This window comes from Mycobacterium innocens (genome assembly GCF_900566055.1).
Classification (GTDB): domain Bacteria; phylum Actinomycetota; class Actinomycetes; order Mycobacteriales; family Mycobacteriaceae; genus Mycobacterium; species Mycobacterium innocens.
On the sequence record NZ_UPHQ01000149.1, the window covers coordinates 1 to 15523 of the forward strand.

A 15523-nucleotide genomic window follows, 5' to 3' on the forward strand; every position below is an offset into this window, starting at 1 on the left:
AACCGGACCCGCCACTCCAATTCGGTATATAACCCGGGTGTCGGGTCGAAGTGCGGGACGAAGCCGCGGCGCCGCCGGATGCTGCGCATCGGATCGGGCCGGGCATAAGAGCGGGCATCGACTTCCGCGGTGGCGCCGCGCCTACCTGTCACCGCGGGATCGGCGGTCAGCTCCGACAACCACCACACCTGATGCGGCCCGATGCCGAGGTCCGCACGCACCAACTGCGGGTACCACGCGAACGTGATATGCCCGGGATCCGCTTGGCGCAGACCGGTTCCCATGTGGGCGATCGGGTCGTCGAACTCGTCCTTGAGCACCCAGGCGACGTGATCCTCCAGCGGATAGACGGTGAACCGGTAGCGATAGCCCAGCCGGTCCAGCTCCAGCACCTGCTGAGCAACCGAGGTGAACGGCACCAGTTGGTCGATCAATCCGTGGGCGATGACAAACGGCAGCCACCGGGCGTTGCCCAACAACTCCCAGGTGTCGCCTTCGCGGGCGCAGGGAGTATCCAGATCAAAATCGGCCGGAATGTCGATGTTGGGCACCAGCCGCACCCCGCACGTCGGCGGCCCGGCCAGCACGACGGCCTGCGCGAACACTTCCGGATAGGTCAGCCCGAACTTGTATGCCGCATAACCGCCCATCGAGTAGCCGGAGACGACCGTGCGGTTGGGGTCGGTGCCCAGCTGCTCGGCCACCCGCGCCCATACTTCCCACACGTCGAGTTCGCCGGCATCGAAGTACCAGGTCGACGGACCTCGACCCAGCGGCGTCACCACCACCGAGCCGCGCGTCTCACACACTTCGTGCAACAAGCGGGGGTCGATCGCGGCGAACTGGGTTTGCCCCAGCGCCAGCGAGTGCAACAACAGCGTCAGCGGCAGCGCCTCACCGGGTGCATAGGTCGACGGCAGGCACACCGAATAGGGCTGGACCCGGCCCAGAAACTGTGGGTCGGTGTCCAACACGGTCCCCGGGGCGACACCCTGGCCCAGCTCCACCGAGGACACATACCACCGCGTCGACGGTCCGGTGATCACCGGTTCGGCGGTGTGTTCGCGGGCCGCAAGCCGGTCCCATTGAACCGCCACCGCGAATTCGGAGACATCGCCGCTGGTCAGCGCGGCGGCCTGGGCCGCGTCGGACCAGAAGTTCAGGTGCGGCCCCTCCTGAGTGTGGGTGCGGAAAGCGACGTTGTAGACGTTGGGCTGCCCCGGCAGCGCGCCCCTCTCGGCCGGCACATCGGCGAACCCGTCCCCCGCTGGGTTGGCCAACCCGGCGGCCAACCGGACCGTCCAGGTACCCGTTGGTTCCAACAGGGACCGCGGCACCCACGCCAGAAACGAGCGCGCCGGCAGGTCGACGCTGTGCTCGACCGGGTTCGCGACCTGCGTGGTCAGGTCGATCAGCCGGGCACCGCGGCCCGAGACCAGCAGGGCCAGGTCTATGCCGGCCGAACGCACCCCGGCCCCGGCCGGCCACTCCGCCGACGCAGCGCGACCGCGGTCGGTGTCGAAGGTAAACAGCGCAATCGGCACGGTGGCGTCGACCAGCGTGTTCCAGTCCACCCGCCAACAGGTGTGGGTGTCGGTGAGGCCGATCGCGACGCGAAAGATGTCGGCGCCGTTGCCGGCCGCGGGCCCGTCGGGATAGACGTAGGTGCCTCGCGGCGGCGCCTGGATCTTGAGAGCTCCCACCGGCAGACCCGTCGCGCCGTGGTCGTCGTAGAGGAAATCGGTCCAGAACAATGCCCCGCCGGCCAGGCGAGCCGCCCCGCAGGTACGCGGAAACTCCTCGCCGAACGGCCATCCCGCGGGCACCGGAAGCTTCGGTTCGGGCCGCCGCGCGGCCGGCGGCACCCCCTCCGGCATCCCGTCGACCACGATGAGCTCGGCAAGCGGCGCCGGGGAGGGGTGCAGCACCACGTCGGCAATACGACGCGCGACACGAATCGGCAGCAGCGTGAGGTCCAGGAGCGACACCACGCCAACCTACTGGGCCGGCACCACCGCCAGTTCGTGCGGCCGGTTGTTGACCGACACCGCGCCGTCCTCGGTGACCACCGCGATGTCTTCGATGCGAGCCCCCCACCGGCCCGGGAAGTAGATGCCCGGCTCGACGGAGAACGCCATGCCGGCCGCCAGCGGCAGGTCGTTGCCGGCGACGATGTAGGGCTCTTCGTGCACGCACAGCCCGATGCCGTGTCCAGTGCGGTGCACGAAATGCTCGCCCAGCCCCGCCTCGGCCAGCACCTCGCGGGCCGCCGCGTCAACCTGAGCAGCCGTCACACCTGGACGGACCGCCTCAACGGCCATCCGCTGCGCCCGCTGCAGTATCGAATACTGCTGCGCCACAACCGAATCAGGTTCACCGATGCTGTAGGTGCGGGTGCAGTCCGAGTGGTATCCGGGCTCGACCGTGCCGCCGATGTCGACGACGACAATGTCACCGACCTGCAGTGTGCGATCCGAAAACCGGTGATGCGGGTCGGCGCCATGCGGGCCGGATCCGACGATGACGAACGCCACCTCCGAATGCCCTTCTGCGAGAATCGCTTCGGCGATGTCAGCGGCGACCTCCGCCTCGGTTCGGCCCGGCACCAAGAACTCCGGAACTCGGGCGTGCACCCGATCGATGGCCGCGCCGGCCCGGCGCAACGCCTCAATCTCGGCTTCCTCCTTTACCATTCGAAGCTCGCGCAGCACATCGGTGGCCAATACCGGCAGCACCCCCAACGCAGCGGCCAGCGGCAACAGGTGCAGCGCCGGCATGGAATCGGTGACGGCAGTAGCCGCCGAGTCACCGCCCAACGCGGCACTCACCAATCGATAGGGGTCGTCGCCATCGACCCAATCCCGCACAACCAGCCCCAATGCGGCGGCGGATTCCTGGAGGCTGGCCAGCTCCAGCTGCGGCACCACGATGGTCGGCTCACCGGACGCCGGCAGCACCAGTGCGGTGAGTCGCTCGAAGGTCTCCGCACGCGAGCCAATCAGGTAGCGCAGGTCATAACCTGGCGTGATCACCAGGCCGGCCAGGCCGGAAGCGGCGGCCGCGGCCGCCGCCGCAGCCAGCCGTCGCGCATACACCGCGGTGTCGAATCGCCGGACATTCACGCCTGGCAGGATAACCCGCATGCCCGCTCCCCTGCTGCTGCTGGACGGCGCCAGCATGTGGTTTCGCTCCTTTTTCGGCGTGCCGTCATCGATCACCGCGCCCGACGGTCGCCCGGTCAACGCCGTGCGCGGGTTCATCGACTCGATGGCGCTGGTGATCACCCAGCAGCGGCCCGGTCGGCTGGTCGTATGTCTGGACCTGGATTGGCGGCCACAGTTCCGGGTCGACCTCATCCCCTCGTACAAGGCGCACCGGGTAGCCACAGCAGAGCCCGCAGGCCAGCCCGACATCGAGGAAGTGCCCGACGAGCTGACCCCGCAGGTCGACATGATCATGGAGCTGCTCGACGCGTTCGGGATCCCGACCGCCGGCGCAGCCGGTTTCGAGGCCGACGATGTGATCGGCACCCTGGCAGCCCAGGAACGCCGCAATCCGGTGGTTGTCGTCAGTGGTGACCGCGACCTGCTGCAGGTGGTGGCCGACGACCCGGTCCCCATTCAGGTGCTCTACCTCGGTCGCGGGCTGTCGAAAGCCACCTTGTTCGGGCCCGCCGAGGTGGCCGAACGCTACGGCTTGCCGACGGATCGGGCCGGCTCGGCCTACGCCGAACTGGCGCTGCTGCGCGGCGATCCCTCCGACGGATTGCCCGGAGTGCCCGGCGTCGGCGAGAAGACGGCGTCGGCCCTGCTGGCTCAGCACGGCTCGCTGGATCAGATCCTGGCGGCCGCTGACGACCCCAGGTCGGGGATGGCCAAGGGACTGCGAGCGAAACTGGTTGGCGCATCGGCCTATATCGAGGCCGCGGGTTCCGTGGTGCGGGTGGCCACCGACGCACCGGTCAAGCTTTCGACGGCCACAGACGCGCTACCGCTGGCCGCCGCCGACCCGGCGCGCACTGCCGAACTGGCCACTCGATACGGGGTCGGGTCCTCGATTGCCCGACTGCAGAAGGCGCTGGACGAACTGCCCCCATGACAGCCTGGTGACGGCTACTGCGGACGGCCGACCTCGTAGGTGCCCTTGCTGTCCTGGAAGGTCACCGTCACCCGCTTGGACGCGCCGTCGATGCTGACGGTGCACTCGAAGGTGGCGCCCTTCTTGACGGTCGGGTTGGCCCCGTTGTTGCACTTGACGTCCTTGACGTTCTTGGCGCCGTAGCCGTTGGTCTCGTCGGTCAGGATCTGCTGGACGCCGGCGTTCGCCTTGTTCACGTCCAGCTTGGTGGTGACGAAAAACCCGGGCTCCCAGAAACCGAGCACCAAGACCACGCCGATGATGAGCACCGCGATCACGCCGACGACACCGCCGATGACCGCCATCGAACGCTTGGAGCCCTTACCCGACTGGTCGTAGGGAGCGTATTGCCCGGGATATTGGCCCGGCTGGCCGTATTGGCCGGGCTGGCCGTATTGGCCCGGCTGGCCCGGCTGTCCCGGCGGTGGGTATTGGCCCGGCTGCCCGTACTGGGCCGGCGCCCCGTACTGCCCTGGCTGCGCGTATTGCGGAGTAGGACCGAATTGGGTGGCCTGCGAACCGAAATCGGGCTGCCCGTAGCCGGGGATGGACTGCGGATACTGTTGCGGATACGCCGGGTCCACCGGCTGTTGGTACTGCGGATACTCCGCGGGTGTGTAAGCCGGAGCCTGCCACGTCGCATCCTGAGTTGGCTGCTGCTGCCACGGTGAACCCGCCATGGTCGGGTCCGAGGAACGATCGCCCTGCCCGGGCGGCTGCCACGACTGCCTCGGGTCTGATCCCTGCGGTCCGCTCATCGCATCTCCTGTATTCCTGCGGTCACATTCCGGACATAACCGTAGCTGCGGGCCAGCCTACCCGGCGTCAACCGCGACGACGCCGCGCCTGATGTCGTTGATGGCGCGCTTGGCCACCGCACGCACTTCGGGGTCCGGGGCGGCGTTGCGCACCTGGTCCAGCAGATCGAGCACCTGCCGGCACCAGCGCACGAAATCACCTGCCAACAAAGGGGAACCGGCGCCGGTGGCGTCGGCGGCAGCCAATGCCGCCGCCAGATCACCCGTGCGCGCCCAACGATAAATGACGTTGACGAAGCCGTCGTCGGGTTCCCGACCCTGGCCGATCCGGTGCGTCTGCTCATCGGCGCGCAGCTCCGACGACAGCCTCGCGGTCTGGCCCAGCGCCTGCCGCAACCGCGGCGTCGGTGCCTCTGCCCCCGGCGACGGGCCCGTCCCGTCACCACCGCGCGATTCGTAGAGCACCGCCGAGACGACCGCGGCCAACTCGGGCGGCTTCAAACCCGCCCAGGCGCCGGTCCGCAGGCACTCGGCCACCAACAGGTCGCTTTCGCTGTAGATGCGTGCCAGCAACCGGCCGTCGTCGGTGACCTGGGGGTCGGTCGGCGGTCCGTGGATGAACTGCCGCTCGGTGAGCAGGCCGACGATCCGGTCGAAGGTGCGCGCCAACGAGTTGGTGGCGGCGGCCACCTTGCGCTGCTGCTGCGCGTTGTCCCGTTCGACGCGCAGATAACGTTCCGCCTGGCGAACCTGGACCTCGACATCGGGAGCGTGGTGGCAGGGGTGGCGGCGCAGTTGCTCGCGCAGCGACTCCAGGTCCGGGTCATGGTGGGCGCGTTTCTTGCCGCGCCGATCAGCGGGCGCGGTCAGGCCCGCGGCGGCCGAGCGGAGCGCCGACGCCAAATCCCGGCGCACCCGCGGCTGGCGGTATTCGACCCGTTTGGGCAGTGGCATCGATCCGACCGGCGGCACCCCGCCCGAATAGTCGGCCGACGAAATGCGCCCGGCCCAACGGTTTTCGGTCAGCACCAGCGGCCGCGGGTCGGCACTGTCGCGGGCGGACTCCAATACCACCGCCAGCCCGCCGCGCCGGCCGTGGGTGATGGTGATGATGTCTCCCTTGCGCAGCGCCGCCAACGCGTCGTTGGCCTCCTGGCGGCGCTGCAACCGGGACGCGCGGGCCTGCGAGCGCTCCATCTCCGACACCTGCGCGCGCAGCCGGGCGTAATCGAGGATCGGCGCATTAGGGCCACCGAGTTCAGCGGCGATCTCGTCGAGCATCCGGTTGCCGCGCTCGATGCCGCGGACCAGTCCGACGACGGACCGGTCGGCCTGGTACTGGGCAAATGACTGCTCCAGCAGCCGATGCGCCTGTTCCGGGCCCATCCGGTGCACCAGGTTGATCGTCATGTTGTACGACGGGACAAACGAGCTGCGCAGCGGAAAGGTGCGGGTTGACGCCAGGCCGGCCACCTCGGCCGGCTCGCTGGTGCTGTCGGCGGGATGCCAGATCACCACGGCATGACCCTCGACATCGATGCCCCGCCGCCCTGCCCGGCCGGTCAACTGCGTGTACTCCCCCGGCGTCAGCGGCAGGTGCTGCTCACCGTTGAACTTCACCAGCCGCTCGAGCACCACCGTGCGGGCCGGCATGTTGATGCCGAGCGCCAGCGTTTCGGTGGCGAACACCGCTTTGACCAGGCCGGCGGCGAACAGCTCCTCGACGGTGTGCCGGAATGCCGGCAGCATGCCGGCGTGGTGGGCGGCCAACCCGCGCAGCAGCCCCTCGCGCCACTCGTAGTAGCCGAGTACGGCCAGGTCGGCGTCGGCCAGATCGCCGCAGCGGTGGTCGATCACCTCGGCAATCCGGGCGCGTTCGTCCTCGCTGGTGAGCCGCAGTGGTGAGCGCAAGCACTGTTGGACGGCGGCGTCGCAACCGGCCCGGGAGAACACGAACGTGATCGCCGGTAACAACCCCTCGGAGTCGAGTTTCGCGATCACCTCCGGCCGCGGGGGCGGCCGATAGAAACGCGGCCGGCCGGGACCCCCTCGTCCCGCCTGCCGGCGGGGGCTGCGCCAGTCCGACATCCGGTCGGCCTCGCGGCGATGCGCGATGTGGCGCACCAAGTCCGGGTTGACCCGCGGCTGTTGTGCGTCGGCGTCGTAGTCGAACAGGTCGAAGAGGCGCTTGCCCACCAAGATGTGTTGCCACAGCGGCACCGGCCGGTGCTCGTCGACGACGACCGTGGTGTCCCCCCGCACGGTCTGTATCCAGCCGCCGAACTCTTCGGCGTTGCTGACCGTCGCCGACAGGCTGACCACCCGCACCTCGTCGGGCAGTTGCAGGATGACCTCCTCCCACACCGGGCCCCGCATCCGGTCGGCGAGGAAATGCACCTCGTCCATCACGACGTGGGAAAGTCCTTGCAGCGCAGGTGAATCGGCGTAGAGCATGTTGCGCAGCACCTCGGTGGTCATCACCACCACGGGCGCGTTGGCGTTGACCGCGAGGTCCCCGGTCAGCAGTCCGATCTGGTCGCGGCCGTAGCGAGCCGTCAGGTCGGTGTGCTTCTGGTTGCTCAGGGCCTTCAGTGGTGTGGTGTAGAAGCATTTGCCGCCGGCCGCCAGGGCCAGGTGCACGGCGAACTCGCCGACCACCGTCTTGCCGGCGCCGGTGGGCGCACACACCAGGACCCCGTGGCCGCGTTCCAAGGCGGCACAGGCGCGCTGCTGAAAATCGTCGAGCGAGAAGGGCAGCTCCGCGGCGAACCGGGCCAGCTCGGGCAGATCTGTCACCCCGCCGCCCTGATGCGGTCGCTAGGTGACGTCGTCATGTGATCCGCCGATGACCGACGGTGCCGGTATCGGCTCGGGCGAATCGATGGCCGACGCTTCGTCGTCGGGAATCAACGCCTCCCGCTTGGCTTTCCGCTTGTCGTGCAGCCGGGCGATCTGGATGGCGAACTCGAGCAGCACGGTCAGCGCCACGCCGAGCGCGGTCATCGAGAACGGGTCCGACCCGGGCGTGAATACCGCCGCGAACACGAACATGGTGAAGATCAGGCCGCGCCGCCAGGACTTGAGCCGTTCATAGGTCAGCATGCCCGTCATGTTGAGCATCACGATCAGCAGCGGAAATTCGAAGCTGACCCCGAACACCACCAGCAGGTTGATCAGGAAGCCGAAGTACCGGTCACCCGACAGCGCGGTCACCTGAACGTCGCTACCGACGGTCAACAGGAAGCCCAGCGCCTTGGACAGCACCAGATACGCCAGCACGGCACCGGCCACGAACAGCACCGCGGCCGGGATCACGAACGCCACCGCGAAGCGGCGCTCCTTCGTGTACAGCCCCGGCGTGATGAAAGCCCACAGCTCGTAGAACCACACCGGACAGGCCAGCACGACGCCGGCCGTCGTCCCGACCTTGAGCCGCAGCATGAACTGGTCGAACGGCGCGGTCGCCAGCAGCCGGCACTGCCCGTCGGCGCTGATGTCGGCCCGCGCCGATTGCGGCAACGAACAATAGGGATGGCGCAGCCACTCGCCCAGGCTTTCCATTCCGAACACCGAATGCGAGTACCAGATGAACCCGAAGATCGTGGTGACCAGGATGGCGGCCAGCGAGATCAGCAGCCGGGTCCGCAACTCGGTCAGGTGATCGACCAGTGACATTGTCGCGTCAGGATTGACGCGGCTACGCCTGTTGCGAGGGTTCAGCCGCTTAAGAACAGCGGCGGCACGCACTGAGGCCCGGAAACCATTCCCCACGTTCGATCAGTGACGCTTGGGCACCGAGACGGTGTGCCGGGCTAAGCCGGCCGCGCCTCGGTGTGACCCGGCTCGGTGCTCGCTGGAGGCTCGACCCGCTGCGACTGCACCGGCGTTGGGGTTGCCGTGTTGGTTTCCAGGGCGGACGGTTGCGGTTTGGTCTCGCTCTGCATTTCCCGGATCTCGGACTTGAAGATGCGCATCGACTTGCCCAACGACCGCGCCGCATCGGGGAGCTTCTTGGCGCCGAACAGCACGATCACCACGACAGCGAGGATCGCCCAATGCCACGGACTAAGACTGCCCACTTTGATTACCTCCAGACGTTGACCCGATGTTACCGCAGCAGAGCTGCCAAGCCGCCCGGCCGCGCCGTCACTGCTGCACAGCGGCCCGGTAGGCCTGCACTGCGGCTTCCGCGGCCGTCCGCACCCGCCGGGCGAGCGATTCCGGCGCCAGCACCTGCACATCGGAGCCGAAGCCCAGCATCAGACGAGTCATCCACTCCTCCGAGGCGTAGGTCATGGCCACCTCACAGGATCCGTCGGGCAGCTCACGCAGCTCCCGTATCGGGTAGTACTCCAGCATCCACGACGCCGACGCTGCCACCCGCAGCGTTGCCGACGGCAGCGACGGATCCGCGTCGAACAGCGCCGTGTCCGGCGGCGCCTGCAGCGCCGGTTCCGGCGGCGCGGCCGGCTCGTCCAGCTCGCCGGCGTCGACGATCCGGTCGAACCGGAACAGCCGAACCCCTTCGGCCTCGCGCGACCAGGCCTCCAGGTAGCTGTGACCGCCGATCAGCAGCACCCGGATGGGATCGACGGTCCGGGTGGTGAGGGTGTCGTGCGACGCCGAGTAGTAGTCAATGGTCAGCGCCCGTTTGTCGCGCACCGCGGCGCGCACCGTCGCCGCCGCCGCGTGCTCGGCCGGCGCCGGTTGGTCGGCGGCCGAGACCGTGCTGTCATGGCCGGCCGCGCCGGCCGCGCCGGCCGCCGCCGAGATCTTGGCGATCGCGCTGCGGGCCGCCCGCGGATCGACGACACCCGGAATGTCCGCCAGCGCCCGCAGCGCCACCAGCAGCCCGGTGGCCTCCGGAGACGTCAGCTTCAACGGCCGGTCGATGCCCGCCGAGAACGTCACCTCGATGGTGTCCCCGGAGAACTCGAAGTCGATCAGATCTCCCGGGTAATAGCCGGGCAGTCCGCACATCCACAGCTGGTTGAGATCCTCCTCGAGCTGCTTGGCCGACACCCCGAGGTCGGCGGCGGCTTCCGCGCGGGTGATCCGGGGGTTGGCCTGGAAGTACGGCACCATGTTGAGCAGCCGCACCAGCCGGGTGGACACGGCAGTCATCGCGTTGCCTCGGCGTGGGCACGCAGTCGGGCCAACACGTCGTCGCGCAGGGCAGCCGGCTCCAAGACGATCGCGTCGGCTCCGTAGCCGGCGATCTCGCGCGCCAACCGGTCACTGGATCCGATGTCGAGTTCGATCACGTCGCCGTCGCGACCGGCCAGTCTCCGGGGGCCGACGGGTCGCCCGGCTCTGCGCAGCGCGGTGGCCCGCCCGTCGGCGACCCAGACCGTGGCCTGCATACCGGTCGGCGCCTCGGTGACCTTCGCGGCCACGATGCCGCGCAGGTCGACGTCGTCGGGCACGGCGATCGCGCCGGCCGGGCCGATCGGGGTGATCTCCCCACCGATCCGCGACAGCCGGAAAACGCGGGTGGCGTCGCGGTCGCGGTCGTGGCCGACGAGATACCAGCGGCCCCTCTCGGTGACCACGCCCCACGGTTCGACGATGCGGGTGGTGTAGGGCTCGGCCCGCGACGACCGATGCGGGAATTGCACCGCCTGCCGAGAGTCGATGGCAGACAACAGGATTCCCAGCACGTGTTCGGATCCGCGCAGCCCGGTCAGCCCGGCCGGAGAGGCGATGGTCACCGGCGCCCCGGTGTCCAAGGGGTCGACGTCCACTCCAGCGGCCCGCAGCTTGAGCAACGCGCCCTGGGTCGCGGTGATCAGTTCCGGCGACTCCCACAGTTGGGTGGCGACGGCAACGGCGGTCGCCTCGTCCGGGTTCAGGTCGACGGGTGGCAGCGCGTAGGCGTCGCGGTTGATGCGGTAGCCCTCGCCTGCGTCCAGGTTCGACACCTTGCCGACCTCCAGCGGGATGCCGAGGTCGCGCAGTTCGTTCTTGTCGCGCTCGAACATCCGGGAGAACGCCTCGGCGGTCGGGCTATCGGCATATCCCGCAACGGTGGCACGGATCTTCTCGGCGGTGATGTAGCCGCGAGTGGACAGCAGCGCGATGACGAGATTGACCAGCCGTTCGACTTTCGAGGTCGCCATTAGCTTTGTATTACATGCTCGCGATCAGCCGTTTGACCCGCTCGTCCACCGAACGGAACGGGTCCTTGCACAGCACCGTGCGCTGCGCCTGGTCGTTGAGTTTGAGATGCACCCAGTCGACGGTGAAATCCCGTCCCGCGGCCTGCGCGGCGCTGATGAACTCGCCGCGCAGCCGCGCGCGCGTGGTCTGCGGCGGGTGGTCGACGGCGTCGGCGATCTCCTCGTCGGTGGTGACGCGTGCCGCCAGACCCTTGCGCTGCAGCAGGTCGAAGACACCTCGCCCGCGTTTGATGTCGTGGTAGGCCAGGTCCAGCTGGGCGATCTTCGGGTCGGAAAGCTCCATGTTGTAGCGGTCCTGGTAGCGCTGGAACAGCTTCCGTTTGATCACCCAGTCGATCTCGGTGTCCACCTTGGCGAAGTCCTGGCTCTCGACCGCGTCGAGCTGGCGCCCCCACAGGTCGACGACCTGCTCGATCTGCGGGTTTGGCTCCCGGTTCTGCAGATGGTCGACGGCGCGGGCGTGATACTCGCGCTGGATGTCCAGTGCGCTGGCCTGGCGCCCCCCGGCCAGCCGCACCGGTCGTCGGCCGGTGACGTCGTGGCTGACCTCGCGGATCGCGCGGATCGGGTTGTCCAGGGAAAAATCACGGAAAGCGACCCCCGCCTCGATCATTTCCAGAACCAGCGCAGCAGTGCCCACCTTCAACATGGTGGTCGTCTCACACATGTTGGAGTCGCCGACGATGACATGCAGCCGCCGGTACTTCTCGGCGTCGGCGTGCGGCTCGTCGCGGGTGTTGATGATCGGGCGTGATCGGGTGGTGGCGCTGGAGACGCCCTCCCAGATGTGCTCGGCGCGTTGGCTCAAGCAGAAGGTGGCCGCCTTGGGGGTCTGCAGCACCTTGCCGGCCCCGCAGATCAGCTGGCGGGTGACCAGGAAGGGCAGCAGCACATCGGAGATGCGGGAGAACTCGCCTGCCCGGACGATCAGGTAGTTCTCGTGGCAGCCGTAGGAATTGCCCGCCGAATCGGTGTTGTTCTTGAACAGGTAGATGTCGCCGCCGATACCCTCGTCGGCAAGGCGCTGTTCGGCATCGATGAGCAGGTCCTCGAGCACCCATTCGCCGGCCCGGTCGTGCGTGACCAGCTGCACCAGGCTGTCGCATTCGGCGGTGGCGTATTCCGGATGACTGCCCACGTCGAGGTATAGGCGCGCGCCGTTGCGCAGGAAAACGTTGGAGCTGCGCCCCCAGGACACCACCCGGCGAAACAGGTAGCGCGCGACCTCATCGGGGCTGAGCCGACGATGGCCGTGGAAGGTGCAGGTGACACCGAACTCGGTCTCGATGCCCATGATTCGTCGCTGCACGTAATCGAGGGTACTGGTTGTCTTGACGCGGCGGTGAGCAAGCCGCGCCCGCGGATTGCATCGAAACCGATCGGCAATACGCCGGCCGCATTTGTGCTAGCCGCGCGGACCGGGCTGGCCCGGCTGGAGCCGCTCGAGCCAGCGAGCATGGCTGGCAGCCGGCGGCTTCCAGCCGCCGGAGAAGTGATCACAGCAGTGCCGACGGGTGCTCCCAGCGCACGCCGTCGAATCGGCCGAAATCGCTGTCATAGGACACGATGCTGGCGCGATGCTCGACGGCAAGCGCCGCCAAGTGGGCATCGTTGACGAGATTGCCGCCGGTTCCCACCTGCGCCAGCATTCTCGTCAGGAGATCAGCGTGGCGCGCAGTTGGATTGACCAACACAGCACTCGGCGCAGTCAGCCAGTCCGCGACTTGACCGATGGCATCCTGCGGAGACATCGGGTGGGGGAACAGCCCGTCTTTGGTCGCGAGCCGGACAAACGCCAGCAACGGGACCCAAGCAAAGCCAATGCTGTCGGCACCCGATAGCGCGGCGTCGAGCCAACGCAACGACGGCTTGTGGTATTCGCTGGATGTGTTAACCGCGTACAGCAGCACATTGGCGTCGACGATCTTCACGGTCGGCTATGACCCGCCCCGGCGACGATGCAAGGTGAAGCGATGACCAGAAACGGCGTTCATGACCGACGCCGCTGACGCCGCACGAGTTCCTCATCCTCGAGGTCGGCGGCAAGCTGCAAAGCCCGGTCGAGATTGACCGCGGGGACGCCCAAGTCGGTGGTGCGGGTCACGAACCGGCGCGGTTCGGGTCGCCCCATGGCGCCGTCCCGAATCGCGTCGTTGAGCGCTTTCTTGAAGGACACCTGCCGCTCGGCCATCCGCCGCCGCACCAACTGCGCGACGTCATCGTCCAACGTCACCGTGGTCCGCATGCTGATAGCATAGCATCAAAATTTTTGACAGCATGCTTCCAACGGAATGCCGACCTGACGCCTTCTACCGTCCTGATCGCCCGCACTAGATCGGGTGCTGGATCCAGGCGCCTCCGCCGGCAGTGGCCACCGCGTTCAGTTGTGCGTTCTGGTACCCGGACAGGGGCAGGTCAAAAGTCGAGCCGGCGGCGGTGCAGGCAGCCGGAGCCGCTGCGTACGTTACCGGCGCCGTCACGGACCACGTGCTTCCGTTGAGGCAGGCCGCCGGGTGCGAGTCCGTACACGGCGCGGCTACCCAGCGACCGTCCGCTCTCTGCAGGGTGCAGCTTCCGGCATTGGCACGCGGTTCGTCGGGTGCCCAGCTCCACAGCGATGCCTGGATACGCCCGTCCTCGGGCAGTATCTGGTCGAAGCCGAACATCTGGACGCCGCAGTTGGTCATCGACTGCACATTCGACGGTGTCAGCGCATTTGGGTTGATGGGTGGCATGGTGGGGTCGGCCAGGCTCGAGACAAAGGTGGTGTCCTCGTAGTAACGGACGATCTTGGTGTCGTAGACCGTGCGGTTGAAATTGGGATCGCACGCCGGGTACGGCTGGTAGCCGGAGCTTTTGTTGCTCTCTACCTCCACGGGGTTCCAATTGAAGGCGTCGGCCGACCAGTCGGGTGCACATTTGCTGACAATGATGACCTGTGCTCCGGCGGCCCGGACCTGGTCACGTGTCACGCTGAGCGGGAGAGTGACGCAGCCGTCGGGGGCCTTATCGGCAGGGTTGGGATGGTAGATGAGGCTGGTGTGATTTGGACGCTGCAGCACGCTGTCCATGGTCGCCACCGCCGAGGCGTACGCCGCCGCGTCCTGCAACGCGTCTTCGAGATAGAGCATTATGACCTGGTCGGGATGGGCGTTGAGCCAGGTCGCGATCTCAGGCAACACGTGAGCGAAGGTCGGCTCGTTGGTGCAGCCTAAGTTCCCTTGGGCCGGTGAGAGCCCGTGACACACGACCACCTCGCGCGCCCCCAGCTGCCTCAGGCGTGGGACATAGTGCAGGTCCAACTCGATGGAGCGCATGTCGATGTTCAGCTGTTGAGTCAACGACAGCTGCTGGTTTGAGTCGGCGTGCGAGAGCGTGAACCCTTCGGTAAGGCTGTTGTACGAGTTGTGGGTGCCCAGCCACTGGGCGTTGTGTAGCGACGACGAATCTTGCAGCGCGTACTGGAATTGGGCCGTGCGATGCACCCAGGACTGCAGGTAGGCATCGGTGGCAGATTGGGTTACCCGGTGGGCGAGCGGAAGCAGGCACCACCGATCGGACACCGGGAGACGGCGACATTCCCAAGCGACGGCATCGGCGAACTTGCCGGTGCCGACGCAGGGAAAGGCAACCGGACTGTAGGCATTGCAGGGTGCGGTGGGTGCGGGCGGAATCGGCTGATTATCGGTGTCGGCGGCCGCTGGTGCGGACATCGCCAGCGCCAACACGACGCCAGCGAAGGCCGCGCGCTGAAGCCGTCGTGTGTAGGGCACGCGCGCCACCTTGGCACGCCGACACGCGCCGAACCCAGCGATGTTCTCAAAGCGTTTTCATCGAGTTACACCACCGACGCCGGCCTCCCCTACAGCCCGACGGGCCCCCTCATCCCGTATGCCACATCGGCGGGCAGCGACCATCGGCGGCTCACAGCCCAACGCGACCGCTCTCGGAGGTCGGGTCGGGCTCGGCTCGGAGTCGGCGGGGTTGCGGGTAAATCTGCGGGCAAGCGCCGGCGGCATAGTCCGGCGGTGTGCTGGTTAGTTGCCGCTCAGGCCGCTGGCGCCGATGAGCAGTCCGCCGGCGCCGCCCTGACCAGCGGTGCCAAATGTCACGCCCGCGCCGGCGTTGCCGCCGTTGCCGCCGTTGCTGATGATTCCGGCGTCGGCACCGGTTCCACCGCTACCGCCAGTGTTTGCCAGGCCTTCTCCGCCCGCGCCGCCTGCGCCGCCGTTGCCCAAGAGCTCACCGGTGTAGCCGCCGGCGCCGCCGAACCCGCCGAAGGAGGCCCCGAGTGCGCCGGCGCCGCCGTCGCCGCCGTCACCCCAGGCCAGGCCGGCAGCGCCACCGTCGCCGCCGTTGCCCCCGGTATTGCCGTGGCCCCCAAAGCCGCCGGTACCGCCGTCACCGACCAGCCATCCGGCATTTCCGCCAGCTCCGCCTTGCCCGCCA

14 protein-coding genes are annotated in these 15523 nt (G+C 67.9%); 1 reads left to right on the forward strand and 13 read right to left on the reverse strand.

The window, feature by feature from the left end; translation table 11 throughout:
- The coding region (locus tag EET03_RS15165) for an alpha/beta hydrolase-fold protein (RefSeq protein ID WP_122508786.1) at window positions 1-1988 on the reverse strand (1988 nt) is incomplete at its 3' end.
- A gap of 9 nt (window positions 1989-1997) precedes the next feature.
- Window positions 1998-3122, reverse strand: coding sequence for a M24 family metallopeptidase (locus EET03_RS15170; protein WP_099194198.1), 1125 nt, complete (start codon window positions 3120-3122; stop codon window positions 1998-2000).
- Window positions 3123-3141: 19 nt separating this feature from the next.
- Here EET03_RS15170 and EET03_RS15175 point away from each other — a divergent pair, with 19 nt between their 5' ends.
- On the forward strand, window positions 3142-4098 hold the full coding sequence (locus tag EET03_RS15175) for a 5'-3' exonuclease (RefSeq protein ID WP_075544767.1): 957 nt from the start codon (window positions 3142-3144) through the stop codon (window positions 4096-4098).
- Between the two features lie 14 nt (window positions 4099-4112).
- Here the strand turns inward: EET03_RS15175 and EET03_RS15180 are convergent, their stop codons facing one another.
- The 11 genes from EET03_RS15180 to EET03_RS30280 all read right to left on the reverse strand — a co-directional run.
- Window positions 4113-4895 (reverse strand): DUF4333 domain-containing protein, encoded by a 783-nt coding sequence (locus tag EET03_RS15180; RefSeq protein ID WP_075544768.1) that lies wholly within the window; start codon window positions 4893-4895, stop codon window positions 4113-4115.
- A 57-nt stretch (window positions 4896-4952) separates the two neighbouring features.
- Window positions 4953-7691 carry a DEAD/DEAH box helicase gene (locus tag EET03_RS15185; RefSeq protein WP_075544769.1) on the reverse strand — a complete coding sequence of 913 codons (2739 nt, stop codon included), beginning with the start codon at window positions 7689-7691 and terminating at the stop codon, window positions 4953-4955.
- A gap of 21 nt (window positions 7692-7712) precedes the next feature.
- The gene (gene tatC, locus EET03_RS15190; RefSeq protein ID WP_099193563.1) at window positions 7713-8642 is read right to left on the reverse strand and encodes a twin-arginine translocase subunit TatC; all 930 of its coding nucleotides are present in this window, start codon (window positions 8640-8642) and stop codon (window positions 7713-7715) included.
- Window positions 8643-8707: 65 nt separating this feature from the next.
- Window positions 8708-8974 (reverse strand): Sec-independent protein translocase subunit TatA, encoded by a 267-nt coding sequence (tatA, locus tag EET03_RS15195; protein WP_075544771.1) that lies wholly within the window; start codon window positions 8972-8974, stop codon window positions 8708-8710.
- Between the two features lie 67 nt (window positions 8975-9041).
- Window positions 9042-10019 (reverse strand): helix-turn-helix transcriptional regulator, encoded by a 978-nt coding sequence (locus tag EET03_RS15200; RefSeq protein ID WP_099193564.1) that lies wholly within the window; start codon window positions 10017-10019, stop codon window positions 9042-9044.
- Window positions 10016-11014 carry a helix-turn-helix transcriptional regulator gene (locus EET03_RS15205; protein WP_075544773.1) on the reverse strand — a complete coding sequence of 333 codons (999 nt, stop codon included), beginning with the start codon at window positions 11012-11014 and terminating at the stop codon, window positions 10016-10018. Before EET03_RS15205 ends, EET03_RS15200 begins: the two co-directional genes overlap by 4 nt.
- Before the next feature lie 10 nt (window positions 11015-11024).
- Window positions 11025-12383, reverse strand: coding sequence for a Pup--protein ligase (pafA, locus tag EET03_RS15210; RefSeq protein WP_099184121.1), 1359 nt, complete (start codon window positions 12381-12383; stop codon window positions 11025-11027).
- Between the two features lie 187 nt (window positions 12384-12570).
- Complete coding sequence (locus tag EET03_RS15215) at window positions 12571-13005, reverse strand: type II toxin-antitoxin system VapC family toxin (RefSeq protein ID WP_063469203.1); 435 nt, start codon at window positions 13003-13005, stop codon at window positions 12571-12573.
- 59 nt (window positions 13006-13064) lie between these two features.
- Complete coding sequence (locus EET03_RS15220; protein WP_063469204.1) at window positions 13065-13319, reverse strand: hypothetical protein; 255 nt, start codon at window positions 13317-13319, stop codon at window positions 13065-13067.
- Window positions 13320-13404: 85 nt separating this feature from the next.
- The gene (locus tag EET03_RS15225; RefSeq protein WP_075544778.1) at window positions 13405-14847 is read right to left on the reverse strand and encodes a phosphoinositide-specific phospholipase C-related protein; all 1443 of its coding nucleotides are present in this window, start codon (window positions 14845-14847) and stop codon (window positions 13405-13407) included.
- Between the two features lie 264 nt (window positions 14848-15111).
- Window positions 15112-15523 (reverse strand): PE-PGRS family protein (locus EET03_RS30280; protein WP_122508787.1); only part of this gene is annotated, 412 nt, incomplete at its 5' end.

Coding starts and splice junctions, on each gene's coding strand:
- EET03_RS15175 (WP_075544767.1), top strand. CDS start 3,142: ATGCCCGCTCCCCTGCTGCTGCTGGACGGCGCCAGCATGTGGTTTCGC.
- EET03_RS15180 (WP_075544768.1), bottom strand. CDS start 4,895: ATGAGCGGACCGCAGGGATCAGACCCGAGGCAGTCGTGGCAGCCGCCC.
- EET03_RS15200 (WP_099193564.1), bottom strand. CDS start 10,019: ATGACTGCCGTGTCCACCCGGCTGGTGCGGCTGCTCAACATGGTGCCG.
- EET03_RS15205 (WP_075544773.1), bottom strand. CDS start 11,014: ATGGCGACCTCGAAAGTCGAACGGCTGGTCAATCTCGTCATCGCGCTG.
- EET03_RS15220 (WP_063469204.1), bottom strand. CDS start 13,319: ATGCGGACCACGGTGACGTTGGACGATGACGTCGCGCAGTTGGTGCGG.